This is a genomic window from Brevundimonas sp. TWP1-3 (assembly GCF_049896085.1).
GTDB lineage: Bacteria > Pseudomonadota > Alphaproteobacteria > Caulobacterales > Caulobacteraceae > Brevundimonas.
The window spans coordinates 834,764-848,220 of sequence record NZ_JAFCTP010000002.1 but is presented as its reverse complement, the minus strand read 5'-3'; the positions used below and the strand labels follow the sequence as shown (position 1 = coordinate 848,220).

The window sequence follows — 13,457 nt, the reverse complement described above, 5'->3', positions numbered from 1 at the left end:
CTGTTCGGTCATGGGATTGAAGTGGGTGAACGCAGAAGGCGGGCGCTGGCGGTTCTTCCGCCATGAGGCCGGCAGGGCGGCAGGACCGCCCCCTTACGCCTATGTCGCGCTGTTCGTCCTGTGCCTGGCGGTGGGTCAGTGGAGCATGAACACCTTCGGCGCCACCGTGCTGTGGCCCGCCAACGCCGTGCTTCTGGCCGCTGTGCTGCAACTTCATCGCCGCCCGGCTGTCGCCGTCATGGCCGCCTGCGCCGCCATCAATCTGATCGGCAACATCGTGCGGGGCGGCCCCGTCGTGATGATGTTCACCAATGTCGCCCTGAACATGACCCAGGTGGTCGTCGCGGCCCTTTTGGCGCGTCGCTTCTGCGGCGCCGCGCTGGATATGCGCCGGCCCTGGCGTCTGTTCCGTTTCGCCGTCTTCGCCGCTGCGCCTGCGGTCCTCCTCAGCACCCTGCTGGCGGGCGGCGTCGCCGTACTGATGAGCTGGAAGGTGCCGGGTACGCTGGGCTTCCGCATGCACCACCTGTTCGAAATGGAGGTGCTGGCGATGATGATCGTCACGCCGTCCCTGTTGCTGCTGGCCCGCAACCACCGTTTCCGGGACGACGCCCAGGCGACGTTGACCGAGGCCGCCGCCCTGCTGGCGTTGGTCGGGGGCGTCAGCCTGTGGGTCTTCTCCCAGTCCTCGGCGCCGATCATGTTTGCGATCTTCCCGCCCCTTATCCTGCTGGCTTTCCGCCTGTGTCCCCCGACGACGGCGGGTGCGGTGGTGATGGTCGCCGCGATCGGTGGCGCGGCGACGCTCAGCGGGCATGGACCGATCGTCCTGACACGTCTGGCGCACGACCCGGTTCTGGACGCTCTGCCTACGGTCATGCGTCAGATGAACGCCTTCCATCTGTTCCTGCTGTGCGTGGTCGGCACGGCCCTGCCCATCACCACCCTGTCCACCGAGCGCCGTCGCCTGGTGGAGCGGCTGAAGGCGCGCACCCAGGCGGCGCTGTCGGCCCGTCAGCGCGCCGAGGCGGCCTATGCCGTCAAGGGCCGGTTCCTGGCCATGATGAGCCATGAGATGCGCACGCCCCTGACCGGCATCACCGGCTATGCGGATCTGTTGTCGCGGCGTCCGTGCATGGACGAAGAAGGCCTGCGCCAGGTCGACGCCGTCCGGCATTGCGGCGAAACCATGCTGCGTCTGGTCGAGGATCTGCTGGAGGTGTCGCGCGGCGGGGCCGAGGTGACGCCAAAGGCCAGCGACGTGCGCCAGATGATCGAGGAGGCGGTCGCCCCTTCACGCGAATGGGCCGTGATCAAGGGGCTGGAGTTCGCCCTGACCATCTCGCCCGAGGCCGAGGGCCAGGTGATGATCGACGCCCGGCGTCTGCGCCAATCCGTGCATCACCTGGTGAACAACGCCGTCAAATTCACCGGCCGTGGCAACGTGACGGTGGTGGTGGACCGGGTCGAAGACGGCCTGTCCATCGTCGTGTCGGACACCGGCTGCGGCATGGACGAGCATACCCGCGCCGGCGTCTTCGGCCTGTTCGAACAGGGGGACGCCACCACCAGCCGGGCCCACGAAGGCGCCGGCGTGGGCCTGGCCTTGGCCAAGAACCATATCGTGTGTCTGGGCGGCGCCGTCGTGGTCGAAAGCACCCAATGGGGCGGCTCGACCTTCACCCTCACGATCCCTGCGCCGGTGGTCGAGGCTGTCGAGGGGCCGGAATCCGCGCCGCTGCACAGCCGGCGGACGCGCATCCTGATCGTCGATGATCATCCGGCCAATCGCGACCTGCTGCGGATCATGCTCCAGGCCGCCGATTGCGAGACCGCAGAGGCGGCGGACGGCCAACAGGCCTTGGCGGCGCTGGCGGTCCAGCCCTTCGATCTGGTGCTGATGGATGTTCGGATGCCGGTGATGGACGGCATGGCCGCCACCCGGGCCATTCGCGCCTTGGACGCGCCCTTGCGCGACGTGCCGGTCCTGGCCGTCACCGCCGAGGCCATGCCCGAGGACGCCGCCCGCTGCATCGCCGCCGGCATGGACGGCCATCTGGCCAAGCCTGTCACCCAGGCCAAACTCTACGCCGCCATCGAGGCCGTGTTCGATGCGGTCGCCGAGCGGGTGGACGCCGCCCGGGCCGCCTGAGGCCAAGCGTGGCTGGAGGGCGCGAATTCGTCCCCAGCTCCCTCCCCAGAATCCTGAGACAAATCTACCAGATATAGCGTCTGTCAAAAAATGTGACGCAACATAGACCAAATTCGACTTGGCGCCGGGGTTCGAGAGTCGCATGGTGAACGCCTCTCCGGAATCGCTTCAGGTCCAGTTCGATGAACGCCATCACCCCGATCATCCTTCCCGAACGCGCCGGTCTGCTGACCCCGTCCGCCGCCTATAAGCCGTTCCGCTATCCGTGGGCGTTCGACATGTGGAAGAAGCAGCAGCAGGTCCACTGGATGCCCGAAGAAGTGCCGCTGGGCGAGGACATCAAGGACTGGGCGTCCACGCTGAACGACGGCGAACGCAATCTGCTGACCCAGATTTTCCGCTTCTTCACCCAGGCGGACATCGAGGTTCAGGACAACTACATGGAGCGCTACGGCCGGGTCTTCAAACCGACCGAGGTGAAGATGATGCTGGCCGCCTTCGGTAATATGGAGACCATCCATATCGCGGCCTACGCCCTGCTGCTCGAAACCATCGGCATGCCCGAGAGCGAGTTCGGGTCCTTCATGGAGTATGAGGCCATGCGGGACAAGCACGACTATATGGGCAAGTTCGGGGTCGATTCCGACGCCGACATCTGCCGGACCCTGGCCATGTTCGGCGGCTTCTCCGAAGGCGTTCAGCTGTTCGCGTCGTTCGCCATGCTGATGAACTTCCCGCGTCAGAACAAGATGAAGGGCATGGGCCAGATCGTGTCCTGGTCGGTGCGCGACGAAAGCCTGCACTGCGAAGGCATCATCAAGCTGTACCACGCCTTCAACAAGGAGACGGGGGCCGTCACCAAGACCGTGGCCGACGACATCGTCGACTGCTGCAAGACGGTGGTGAACATGGAGGACAAGTTCATCGACCTGGCCTTCGAGATGGGCTCGGTCCAGGGCATGACGCCCGAGGATATCAAGCAATACATCCGCTTCATCGCCGACTGGCGCCTGCGCCAGCTGAAGCTGCCGGAAGTGTTCGGCGTGAAGGAAAACCCGCTGCCCTGGCTGCAATCGCTGTTGTCGGGCGTCGAACACGCCAACTTCTTCGAGGCCCGCGCCACCGAATATTCCAAGGCCGCGACGCAAGGGGACTGGCACGGGGTCGAAGGCGTCTGGACCGAGTTCGACCGCATGATGGCGCGTCGCGACATGAGCCTGGTCGCGGGCTGACAGGCCTCAAGCAGCGAAGCGATAGGCCAAGGGAATAGTTGGCCTCAAGCAGCGCGAAGCGCGGTAGGCCCAAGAAAAATGGGAGAGCGCCATGACCGACGAAATCGTCTTCTACACCAACCCCATGTCTCGCGGACGGATCGTCCGCTGGATGCTGGAGGAGGTGGGTCAGCCCTATCGCACGGTGGTGGTCGATTACGCGGGAATGAAGTCGCCCGACTATCTGGCGATCAATCCGATGGGCAAGGTGCCGGCGATCAGCCATCGCGGCGTCGTCGTGACCGAATGCGCGGCCATCTGCGCCTATCTGGCGGACGCCTTCCCTGACGCCGGTTTGGCGCCCGCGACGGACGACCCTCTGCGCGGCCTCTATTACCGCTGGATGTTTTTCGCCGCCGGCCCCGTCGAGGCGGCGGTGACCGCCAAGTCGCTGGGACAGCTGCCGCCCGCCGAAAAGTCGGCTATGGTCGGCTATGGTTCGTTCGATCAGGTCGTTGACGGCCTGGAGCACGCGCTGGACAAGAGCCCGTGGCTGCTGGGCGAACAGTTCACCGCCGCCGACGTCTATGTCGGCAGCCAGATCGCCTGGGGCCTGATGTTCAAGAGCCTGCCTGCCCGACCGGCCTTCCAGGCCTATGCCGAGCGGATTGCGGCGCGTCCGGCGGCCGTCCGTGCGCGCGGCATAGACGACGCCCTGGTCGCCGAGGCGAAGGCGAACGAGGCCTAGCCTAGCCTATTGCGCCGGCCTGACCCAGGCCGGCCGCGCGGTGCAGGCCTCGCGGAAGCCCGACCGGCACAGTCGCACCTGCTCCTGCCAGGCGGCGTAGTCGCTGTCGTACTGCGCCTGGCTCGCGCGGGCCGTCTCGGCGGCGGCGCGGGCCTGTTCCTCGCCCTGGCTCACCTCGATCTGATGACGGGCCAGGGCGGCGTCGTAGTCCAGCCGTGCGGCTTCGTCGGCCTTGTCCGCCAAGGCGTTCTGGGCGGCGATCTCGTCATTGAGGGCGCGGGTGGTGCGCAGTTCCTCTTCGGTCTGCTGATCGTCGCTGGCGCGGTGGTAGGCCTCTCCGCGCGCCTGAAGCAGGGCGTCACGGGCGGCGGGGTCACCCGGATCGGGCAGGGCGCGCTGATCGCGATAGGGATCGGACGCCGCAGGCGAGGTCGTCTGCGCCTGAACCGGGCTCGCCAGCGCCGCCGCCAGCATCAGGACGGAGAGGGAAGTGCGAACGATCATGGACGTGTCTCCTGAATGCGGGCCGCGGTCGGACTGAGCTTGGCCATAAACTGCTCCGATGCAAAACGCCGCAGTCATGAAAAGGTGGCGCGCGGCCGAGCTTCACGGCATGGTCTCAACCTCCCCGACCGTTTCCGCATCCGAGAAGACTTGATGATCCTCAGCACCTCGTCCGGCGACTTCCCCATTCCCGCCGATGTCGCGCGCCAGTTGCCGAATGTCCCGGCCTTGCCCGATACCGCCGCGCCCAACGCCCGACTTCAGATCGAGGACTTCCGCCACTGGCTGGACGCCTCGCCTGAACACGCCATCGACTACGAACGACTGCGGCGCTGGCACCTGGTCCAGGATGAACTGGCGGCCCAGGCCAAGGCCGAGAACCGGCCCTTCGTCGTTTCGGACGACGGACTGGAATAGGGCCTGTCAGTCGGGCAGGCGCAGTTCGAACACCGCGCCGGCGCCGTCCGTCTCGATCAGTCGCAGATCGCCGCCGTTCAGGGCGGCCAGTTCGCGCGAGATGGTCAGGCCCAGGCCCGAGCCGTCCGAGCTCTTGGAGCTGACGAAGGGTTCGAACAGGCGCTCGGCCAGGCGCGGCGGAATGCCGGGCCCGTCGTCGGCGATGCGGACGACGCAGAAGCCGCCCTCGCCGAAAGCGCTGACGGTGATCGCACCCTTGCCGCGCCGCTCCGGCGGACGGCCGGGATCGGCCTCGATGGCCTGGCGGGCGTTGCGCATCAGATTGACCAGGATCCGATACAGCTGGTCCGGGTCGGCCTCGACGGCGAAGCGCGGCGGCAGTTGCTTGACCAGGGCCACGCCCTCCGGCTCCAGCCCCGCATCCTCGGCCGCCAGGGTCAGGGCCTTGGTCAGGACCACCCGCGTCTTCTGGGCGGCGGGCTCCTCGCTGCGGCCGTATTCCAGCACATTGCGCGACAGGTTGGCGGCGCGGCTCAGCGCACGCTCAAGCCGGGGCAGGGCCTTGGCCACCTGGGGGTCGGCCGAGGTCGCCAGCCGCTCGGACGCCATCTGGGCCGAGGTCAGCATGTTGCGCAGGTCGTGATTGATCTTGGCCACCGCCTCGCCCAGCGCCACCAGTCGGGCGCGCGAACGCAGCGAATGGCGCACCTCTTCCTGCATGCGGCTCAGCTCGCGTTCGACCCGGCCGATCTCGTCGTGCCGATCCGACGGCACCTCGGCCTCGCTCTCGGGATCGGCGGCGAACCGTTCCATGGAGCGGGTGACGCGGCGCAGGGGGCGCAGCACCAGAAGCGCCAGGCCGCCATAGAGCAGGGCGCCCGCCGTCAGGGAGACCAACAGCGACACCAGAAGGCTGTTCAGCAGGAAGGCCTTCAGTTCGAGTTTGAGCGGCTGGGCCGGAGTGACGATCTCGATGAAGTCGCCCGAGCGATAGCGCGGCTTGGCCTGGACCCGCAGCGAGCGATCCGGATGGCCGAACAGGGTGCGCCAGGGGTCCGTCAGCCGCCCCCAGCTGTCTTGCCGCCGCAGGTCGATCAGTTCGGGCGCGCGGGGCAGGTTGGGGGCCTGGAGCAGCAGGCGGCGCACCCCCTGTTCTGTCAGGGCCACGGCCTGCACCCCGCCGATCCGCATCAGTTCTGCGGCCGTGTCGTCCTCGACCGCGCTGTAGGGCAGGGCCTCGACGCCCACCGAGGCCAGTTCGGCGGCCTGGAGCCGGTCGCGCAGCCAGCGCTCGTGGAAGGCCGCCAGGTTCGGCCCCATGATCAGGGCCTCGACCGCCAGGGTGAAGGCGACCGTCAGCAGCAAGAGGCGCGCTGACAGCCCGTCCGGCGCGCGCGGGGTCAGGCGTTCGCGCCACAGGGTCGCCTGTTCCGGCGTCAGGTTCAGCCGCGTGGCGATCCGGTCGAACAGGGCGCTCATGCCGGCGCCCCTGCGTTACGTCGCGCGCGGACCACCTGGAACAGCTTGATGCCGATGGGCAGCAGCAGGGACAGGAAGACCACACCCATCAGCGGCCAGAAGAACTGTTGCAGCAGCATGGGCAGATCCGGCCGCACGCCGGCGCGCAGCAGGTCGCCCAGTTGCGAGCCGATCCAGGTGTAGATGAAGGTGGAGGGCAACAGGCCGATGAAGGTGGCGATCACATAGGGGCGCAACGGCACCGCCATCATGCCCGCCGTGGCGTTGACCAGGACGAAGGGCACGCTGGGGATCACGCGCAGGGTGAACAGGGTGGTGAAGGCGTTGCGGTCGATGCCCTTGGCCAGCCGATCCATGAACCCGGCGTCGGCCTCGAACTTGGCCCGCAGCCAGGTCCCGATCGAGGTGCGGTACACATAATAGATGACGACAGAGCCGATGGTGGCCCCCGTCGCCTGGGCCAGGGCGCCGACATAGGGGCCGAACATCATTCCCCCCAGCAGGGTCAGGAAGACCGGCCCAGGGATGGTCGATGCGGTCGCCAGGGCATAGACGGCGATGAAGGCGGCCAGCGCGATCCACCAGTGCTCTTGCGCATAGGCTTGCAGGTTCAGCCCGTGCTCGCGGATCAGGTCCATCGACAGATAGCGATTCCAGCCCAGGGCGAAGAAGGCGACCACCAGGCCGGCGATGGCCGCGAGCGGCAGCAGCCGCAGGCTCCATTCCTTCGCCGTTCGTTTCGCCATCCGTTCATCGTTCCCGAAATGCCGTCCGAGCGTTGACTCACGCGGACATGCGACTTATACGCCCGCCCTTCCTGCGACGGACGCCTCTTGCCCCGTCGCCCAACCTTTTAACGTCAGGAGCCGACCGTGAAGCGGACCTATCAGCCGTCGCGACTCGTGCGCAAGCGCCGTCACGGCTTCCGCAGCCGGATGGCCACCAAGAACGGCCAGAAGATTGTTGCGCGCCGTCGCGCCAAGGGCCGCAAGCGCCTGACGGCGTAAGCGGCTTTCAGCGTCCGGAATATTTGGACGCATGAGCGACCTTTTACAGATCAAACGTCTGTTGCGGCGGCCCCAGTTTCTGGCGGCCGCCAAAGGCGTTTCCGAGGCGCGCGGCGCCGTGGTGATCCAACGGCTGGAGCGCGGCGACGGTTCGCCGCACATCGGTCTGGGATTCACCGCCACGAAAAAGGTCGGCGGCGCGGTGGTTCGCAACCGCGCCAAACGCCGTCTGCGCGAGGCTGCGCGGGCCATGCTGGCCCAGCACGGCGTGCCCGGCAGCGACTATGTCTTCATCGCCCGCATGGGCACGACCGAGCGTGCGTGGGACCGTCTGCTTGACGACGTGAAATCGACGCTTACAAGGCTGGCGACACCGCGACATGATCGGGGGGCAGCCAAGCCCTCGCCCGCCCGCGCCCCATCCGGCCAGGACCGCCAGAATCCATGAAAAACGAGAACACGCGCAACACGATCATCTTCATCGTGTGCTCGGCCCTGATCATGGGGATCTATTATTTCGCCGTGCTGCGTCCGCAGGCCGAGCGTCGCGCGGTGCAGCAGCAGGCCCAGGCCGAGCAGTCGCAGACCGCCGAGAATGCTGCCCAGACGGCGCTGAGCCCGCAGGGCCCGACCTTCGTCACCGACCGCAGCCAGGCGCTGAGCACCGCCGCCCGCGTGCCGATCCAGTCCGGCACGCTGAAGGGGTCGCTGTCGCTTCAGGGCGGCCGCATCGACGACCTGTTCCTGACCGACTATCGCGAGGTTCAGGACAAGCCGCAGCCGGTCGAGCTGTTCCGCCCGCAGGGGATGCAGAACGCCTATTTCGCCCAGTTCGGCTGGACCGGTCCCAACGTCGCCGGCGGCGTGCCCGGACCCAACACCGTCTGGCGCCTGACGAACGGGTCGTCCTTGACGCCGACCACGCCGATCACCCTGACCTGGGACAACGGCCAGGGCCTGCGCTTCACCCGCCTGATGTCGGTCGATGATCGATATGTCTTCTCGGTCCAGGACACGGTCCAGAACCTGGGCACGCAGGCCATCACCATCGCCCCCTACGGCAGCGTCCAGCGCCAGGGCGTCCCGCCCGCAGCCGGCTCGTCGCACATCGTCCATGAGGGCGCGATCGGCACCTTCGGCGAGCCGGGCGGCTATCGCACCGAGCAGAAGAAGTACAAGGACTGGCTGAAGGAGCCCCGTATCGAGAACGCCTCGACCGGCGGCTGGCTGGGCATCACCGACAAATACTGGCTGGCGGCCCTGCTGCCTCAGCAGAACGAGGCGGTCGAAACCGAATTCCGCGTTCGCGACATCAACGGCGGCCAGCAGCTGGAAGCCAATGTCCTGGGCACGACCCGCACCATCCAGCCGGGCGCGACCGCGACCGAGACCCAGCGCCTGTTCGCCGGGGTCAAGCGCGCCGAGGTGTTGAAGTCCTATGAGGAAAGCTTGGGCCTGCCGCGCTTCGTCTATGCGATCGACTGGGGCATGTTCTGGTTCCTGACGCGCCCGATCTTCTGGATCCTGGAAAATGTCTATGGCCTGGTCGGCAGCTTCGGCGTCGCCATTCTGGCCCTGACCGTCATCGTTAAGCTGGTGATGTTCCCGCTGGCCAACAACGCCTACGCCAGCATGTCCAAGATGCGGAACCTCCAGCCCAAGATGGAGGAGATCAAGAAGAAGTTCAAAGACGACCCGCAGAAGCAGCAGCAGGAGACGATGGCCCTGTACCAGAAGGAAAAGATCAATCCGGTCGCGGGTTGCCTTCCCCTGGTGCTGCAGATCCCCGTCTTCTACGCCCTGTACAAGGTGCTGACGGTCACCATCGAAATGCGCCACCAGCCCTTCCTGGGCTTCATCAACGACCTGTCGGCGCGCGATCCGTCGTCGATCTGGAACCTGTTCGGCCTGATCCCGTGGGATCCGTCCATGGCGCCGCTGATCGGCGGCCTGCTGGCCGGTCCGCTGCACCTGGGCCTGCTGGCCATCGCCTACGGCCTGACCATGTGGCTGCAGACGGCGATGAACCCGCCGGCGACCGATCCGATCCAGCGTCAGATCTTCCAGTTCATGCCGCTGCTGTTCACCTTCATCATGGCGCCGTTCGCGGCCGGCCTGCTGATCTACTGGGCCTGGTCCAACGTCCTGACCATCCTGCAGCAGTACGTGATCATGCACCGCTACAAGGCCGAGAACCCGATCGACACCTTCTTCGCCCGGTTCAAGAAGTCACCGGCGTGATCGACGAAACTGAGTTCACGCCCGAGGAAATCGAGGCCGCGCGGGTCCTGTTCGCGCGGCCCGCCACCTTCATCATGGGCGCGGCCAAGATCGAGCAACTGCCCGAGCCGAACCTGCCCGAGATCGCCTTCGCCGGCCGCTCCAACGTCGGCAAGTCCAGCCTGATCAACGGCCTGGTCGGCATGCACAAGCTGGCCCGCGCCTCCAACGAGCCGGGCCGGACGCGCGAGGTCAACTTCTTCGACCTGGACGGCCGGATGCGCCTGGTCGACCTGCCCGGCTACGGCTGGGCCAAGGCGTCCAAGACCACGGTCAAGAAGTTCCAGGATCTGGGCCGCGACTACCTGCGCGGCCGGGTGACGCTGAAGCGGGTCTATCTGCTGATCGACAGCCGTCACGGTTTGAAGAGCGTGGACAAGGAGGCGCTGGACGCCCTGGACCTGGCCGCCGTCAGCTATCAGATCGTCCTGACCAAGGCCGACAAGCTGAAGAAGGGCGAGGGCGAGGTCGTGCAGGAAGCCACGCTGAAAGCCATCTCCAAACGTCCCGCCGCCTTCCCTGTGGTGTTGCTGACCTCGTCGGAAAAGGGCCTGGGCCTGCCCGAGCTGCGCGCCGAGATCATGCGCACGACCGGCGCGACGACCGACTGAACGCCCCCGTCATCATCGGGTCGGGCCCGAGGATGACGAGGTTAGGCAGCGAGCACGAAAAAGGCCCGGAGATCGCTCTCCGGGCCTTCGTCGTTTTGGACTGTCGTCGTCCTACTGGGCGGCGCCGGCCGCCGAGCGGACCTCGACGGGGATGCCCAGGGCGTCCAGCTGCGGCTTGACCACCGAGGCGTCGCCGACGACGACCCAGACGAACCTGGACGGGTCGATGGCGGCCTTGGCCGCCTCGTCCAGTTGCGCCGCCGTCAGGGCGTTGGTGCGGGCGGCGATGGTTTCCGGATAGTCGTCCGGGCGACCCAGCAGGTCATTGCTGCGCAATGCGCCCAGAACGGCCGCCGAGGTCTCGTAGCTGCCGGCCAGACGGCGGGTGTTGCCGTTGATGGTCCGCTCCAGCTCGGCCGGCGTGACGCCCTTTCCGCCCTTCAGGAAGTCGTTGAACTGAAGGTTCAGGGCTTCGATGGCGGGGCCGGTCTTGTCGGCCTGGACCGGGGCGGTAACTAGATAGGGCACGCGTCCGGCGAAGCCGGCGACCGAGGCGTTGACGCCGTAGGACCAGCTCTTGGTCTCGCGCAGGTCGGAGTTGATGCGCGACAGGAAGTCGTTGCCCAGCACATTGTTCGCCGCGTTCAGCATCAGCAGATCGTCCGTGCCCGATGCCGCCAGCACTTCACCGCCCATGATGTAGGACTGGGGCGACTGCGGACGGTCGATCAGCACGATCTTGGGCGTCGCGGCCGGGATCGGGGCCGAGAAGTCCTTGACCGCCTTGGCCGATGCGGGCGGGACCCACTGACCGAAGGCGGCGTCCAGGATCGGCGTGATCTCGGACAGGGGACGGTCCGACACGACGAAGATCTTGCCGTTGTCCGGACGAATCCAGCGGGCGTAGTCGGTGCGGATGTCGGCCTCGGTGATGGCCTTGACGCTGGTCTCGTCGCCGTTGCCGCTGAACGGACGGCCATAGGGGCTGTCCGCGCCATACATCAGCTCCGGCAGGGCGCGGCTGGCCAGGGCGGCCGGCTGGGTGCGTTCGGCGGCGATGCGCGACAGGCGGGTGGCGCGCAGGCGCTCCAGCTCCGCCGAGGCGAAGGCGGGGTTGCGCACCACGTCCGCCAGCAGGTCAACCGACGGCTTCAGGTTCGGGGTGACGGCGGACAGCTGCACGACCGAGCGATCCATGGTCGCGCCGGTGGTGATGCTGGCGCCCAGCGCTTCCTGGGCCTCGGCCAGTTGCGTGGCGTTCAGGGTGCGGGTGCCCTCGTCCATCAGGTCCAGCATCAGGGTCTGAAGGCCCAGTTTCGCCCGGTCGTCGGCGGCGAGACCGGCGTCGAAGTCGATGGCGATCTTGGTCGCCGGCACGGCGTCGCGCTGGGCGTAGATCACCTCCATGCCGTTCGACAGGCGGGCGCGTTCGACGGCCGGGAAGTCGACGTTGGCGACCTGGCCGATCTCGGGTTTGGCCATGCGGGCGACGCGCTGGATTTCCGGCGCCGGCGTATGGTTGGCGCCCGACGGAGCCTCGGCCGCCTCGGCATACGCTTCACGCTCGCCCACCAGCGTCGTCAGCGTATAGGCCGGGCGGGTCAACCACTTCTGCATCGCCGCCTGGACCTGGGCCGGCGTCACCGCCGCATAGGCGGCCAGCTGCTTCTTGTAGAACTCGGGATCGCCGGCATAGAGCTGGCCTTCCGCAAGCGCCGTGGCCTTGCCGCCGAAGCCGCCGACCTGTTCCAGGCCCTGGATGCGACGCGAGGCGTATTGGGTCACGACCCGGTTGATCTCGTCCTGCGTCGGGCCGTTGGCGATCAGACGGTTCAGGATTTCGCGCGTGCGAGCCTCGACGGCGGCCGGGTCTTCACCGGGCTTCACGGTCGCGGAAATCTCGAAGATGCCGACGCGGTGATAGGCGCCGTTCGAGGCGCTGACCGAGACGGCGCTCTGGTCGCCGCGCACCAACTCATTGTCCAGGCGCGAGCTGGCCAGGCCGCCGAGCACCGAGGCGCCGACGCTGAGCGGCACCGAATCCGCGTCCAGCATGCCGGGCACGACCCAGCTGATCTCGACCTGGGCGTTGGAGACGCGGTCGTGCGTCGTTTCGTTGACCGGCGCCGGCAGGGTCGGGATCGGCGCCTGGGCGGGGGTGTTGACCGGACCCTTGGCGATGGGGCCGAAATATTTCTCGGTCAGTTCGCGCGCCTTGGCGGGCGTGATGTCGCCGGCCAGGACCAGCACGGCGTTGTTGGGGCCGTAGTTGGAGGTGAACCAGTCGCGCACCGTCTGCATCGACGCCGCATCCAGATCGGCCATCGAGCCGATGGTGGAGTGGCGATAGGGGTGACCTTCGGGGAACAGGGCCTCCAGCTGTTTGTACTGGTTCAGGCCATAGGGCTGGTTGTCGCCCTGGCGCTTTTCGTTCTGGACCACGCCGCGCTGCAGATCGAGCGTCTCCTGGCTGATGGCGCCCAGCATGTAGCCCATGCGGTCGCTTTCCATGAACAGGGCCTGTTCCAGCGCCGGGGTCGGGACAGTCTCGAAATAGTTGGTGCGGTCGAACCAGGTCGTCCCGTTCATGTCCGTCGCGCCCATGTTGCGCATCGGGGTGAAGTAGCTGCCCGGTGCGTTTTCCGAGCCGCCGAACATCAGGTGTTCGAACAGGTGCGCAAAGCCGGTCTTGCCGGCCGGCTCGTCCTTGGAGCCGACATTGTACCAGACGGACACGGCGACGACCGGGGCCTTGTGGTCCTCGTGGACCAGGACGGTCAGGCCGTTGTCCAGGGTGAACTTGGTGTAGGGAATGTCGACTTTGGCGACCAGATCGGCGACCGGCGCGGCCTGGACGGCGGGCGCAGCCGCCTGAGCGGCCGGGGCGGGCGCGACAGAGGCCCAGACAGGGGTTGAAACCGCCAGAAGGGCGGCGGCGGCGACGAGAGAGCCGGTGCGGCGCATGCGAGATCCTCAGGATTGCAGTTGGTACGGACCATAACGCTGGTCTGCCGTGTGGCAACGCGACGGAATGAAACATGACCAAAG

12 protein-coding genes are annotated in these 13,457 nt (G+C 67.1%); 8 read left to right on the top strand and 4 right to left on the bottom strand.

Going from position 1 to position 13,457, the window contains the following annotated elements; translation table 11 throughout:
* The first annotated feature begins 25 nt into the window (after nucleotides 1–25).
* The 3 genes from ACP693_RS16035 (at nucleotide 26) to ACP693_RS16025 (ending at nucleotide 4,111) form a co-directional block, all read left to right on the top strand.
* Nucleotides 26–2,152: a response regulator gene (locus ACP693_RS16035; protein WP_426020675.1), complete on the top strand. Its 2,127-nt coding sequence runs from the start codon at nucleotides 26–28 to the stop codon at nucleotides 2,150–2,152.
* A gap of 182 nt (nucleotides 2,153–2,334) precedes the next feature.
* A complete protein-coding gene (locus tag ACP693_RS16030) occupies nucleotides 2,335–3,384 on the top strand; it encodes a ribonucleotide-diphosphate reductase subunit beta (RefSeq protein ID WP_135194408.1) in 1,050 nt (349 codons plus the stop codon).
* 91 nt (nucleotides 3,385–3,475) lie between these two features.
* Nucleotides 3,476–4,111: a glutathione S-transferase family protein gene (locus tag ACP693_RS16025; protein ID WP_426020674.1), complete on the top strand. Its 636-nt coding sequence runs from the start codon at nucleotides 3,476–3,478 to the stop codon at nucleotides 4,109–4,111.
* Between the two features lie 6 nt (nucleotides 4,112–4,117).
* On the opposite strand, the gene ACP693_RS16020 is transcribed toward ACP693_RS16025, so the two are convergent.
* Complete coding sequence (locus tag ACP693_RS16020) at nucleotides 4,118–4,615, bottom strand: hypothetical protein (protein WP_426020673.1); 498 nt, start codon at nucleotides 4,613–4,615, stop codon at nucleotides 4,118–4,120.
* A 153-nt stretch (nucleotides 4,616–4,768) separates the two neighbouring features.
* On the opposite strand from ACP693_RS16020, the gene ACP693_RS16015 reads away from it, so the two are divergent.
* The gene (locus ACP693_RS16015; RefSeq protein WP_135194411.1) at nucleotides 4,769–5,032 is read left to right on the top strand and encodes a hypothetical protein; all 264 of its coding nucleotides are present in this window, start codon (nucleotides 4,769–4,771) and stop codon (nucleotides 5,030–5,032) included.
* A gap of 6 nt (nucleotides 5,033–5,038) precedes the next feature.
* On the opposite strand, the gene ACP693_RS16010 is transcribed toward ACP693_RS16015, so the two are convergent.
* Together ACP693_RS16010 and ACP693_RS16005 are read right to left on the bottom strand one after the other, a co-directional pair.
* Nucleotides 5,039–6,511 carry a sensor histidine kinase gene (locus ACP693_RS16010; RefSeq protein ID WP_426020672.1) on the bottom strand — a complete coding sequence of 491 codons (1,473 nt, stop codon included), beginning with the start codon at nucleotides 6,509–6,511 and terminating at the stop codon, nucleotides 5,039–5,041.
* On the bottom strand, nucleotides 6,508–7,257 hold the full coding sequence (locus ACP693_RS16005) for a TVP38/TMEM64 family protein (protein ID WP_426020671.1): 750 nt from the start codon (nucleotides 7,255–7,257) through the stop codon (nucleotides 6,508–6,510). The genes ACP693_RS16010 and ACP693_RS16005 overlap by 4 nt, the downstream gene beginning before the upstream one ends.
* 126 nt (nucleotides 7,258–7,383) lie before the next feature.
* Between ACP693_RS16005 and rpmH the strand changes: the two genes are divergently transcribed.
* The 4 genes from rpmH to yihA are packed head-to-tail and all read left to right on the top strand — an operon-like array spanning nucleotide 7,384 to nucleotide 10,409.
* The gene (rpmH, locus tag ACP693_RS16000; protein ID WP_003164000.1) at nucleotides 7,384–7,518 is read left to right on the top strand and encodes a 50S ribosomal protein L34; all 135 of its coding nucleotides are present in this window, start codon (nucleotides 7,384–7,386) and stop codon (nucleotides 7,516–7,518) included.
* A 31-nt stretch (nucleotides 7,519–7,549) separates the two neighbouring features.
* The gene (gene rnpA / locus ACP693_RS15995; RefSeq protein ID WP_159847677.1) at nucleotides 7,550–7,966 is read left to right on the top strand and encodes a ribonuclease P protein component; all 417 of its coding nucleotides are present in this window, start codon (nucleotides 7,550–7,552) and stop codon (nucleotides 7,964–7,966) included.
* Nucleotides 7,963–9,759 carry a membrane protein insertase YidC gene (yidC, locus tag ACP693_RS15990; protein WP_426020670.1) on the top strand — a complete coding sequence of 599 codons (1,797 nt, stop codon included), beginning with the start codon at nucleotides 7,963–7,965 and terminating at the stop codon, nucleotides 9,757–9,759. The genes rnpA and yidC overlap by 4 nt, the downstream gene beginning before the upstream one ends.
* On the top strand, nucleotides 9,756–10,409 hold the full coding sequence (gene yihA / locus ACP693_RS15985; RefSeq protein ID WP_425981529.1) for a ribosome biogenesis GTP-binding protein YihA/YsxC: 654 nt from the start codon (nucleotides 9,756–9,758) through the stop codon (nucleotides 10,407–10,409). Before yidC ends, yihA begins: the two co-directional genes overlap by 4 nt.
* A gap of 111 nt (nucleotides 10,410–10,520) precedes the next feature.
* Here yihA and ACP693_RS15980 read toward each other — a convergent pair whose 3' ends face one another.
* Nucleotides 10,521–13,373 carry a M16 family metallopeptidase gene (locus ACP693_RS15980; protein ID WP_426020668.1) on the bottom strand — a complete coding sequence of 951 codons (2,853 nt, stop codon included), beginning with the start codon at nucleotides 13,371–13,373 and terminating at the stop codon, nucleotides 10,521–10,523.
* Nucleotides 13,374–13,457 lie beyond the last annotated feature (84 nt).

What these genes read in the sequence shown, in the direction of transcription:
- ACP693_RS16020 (WP_426020673.1), bottom strand. Translation starts at nt 4,615, where the DNA reads ATGATCGTTCGCACTTCCCTCTCCGTCCTGATGCTGGCGGCGGCGCTG.
- ACP693_RS16005 (WP_426020671.1), bottom strand. Translation starts at nt 7,257, where the DNA reads ATGGCGAAACGAACGGCGAAGGAATGGAGCCTGCGGCTGCTGCCGCTC.
- ACP693_RS16015 (WP_135194411.1), top strand. Translation starts at nt 4,769, where the DNA reads ATGATCCTCAGCACCTCGTCCGGCGACTTCCCCATTCCCGCCGATGTC.
- yidC (WP_426020670.1), top strand. Translation starts at nt 7,963, where the DNA reads ATGAAAAACGAGAACACGCGCAACACGATCATCTTCATCGTGTGCTCG.
- ACP693_RS16030 (WP_135194408.1), top strand. Translation starts at nt 2,335, where the DNA reads ATGAACGCCATCACCCCGATCATCCTTCCCGAACGCGCCGGTCTGCTG.
- ACP693_RS16010 (WP_426020672.1), bottom strand. Translation starts at nt 6,511, where the DNA reads ATGAGCGCCCTGTTCGACCGGATCGCCACGCGGCTGAACCTGACGCCG.
- ACP693_RS16025 (WP_426020674.1), top strand. Translation starts at nt 3,476, where the DNA reads ATGACCGACGAAATCGTCTTCTACACCAACCCCATGTCTCGCGGACGG.
- rnpA (WP_159847677.1), top strand. Translation starts at nt 7,550, where the DNA reads ATGAGCGACCTTTTACAGATCAAACGTCTGTTGCGGCGGCCCCAGTTT.
- ACP693_RS15980 (WP_426020668.1), bottom strand. Translation starts at nt 13,373, where the DNA reads ATGCGCCGCACCGGCTCTCTCGTCGCCGCCGCCGCCCTTCTGGCGGTT.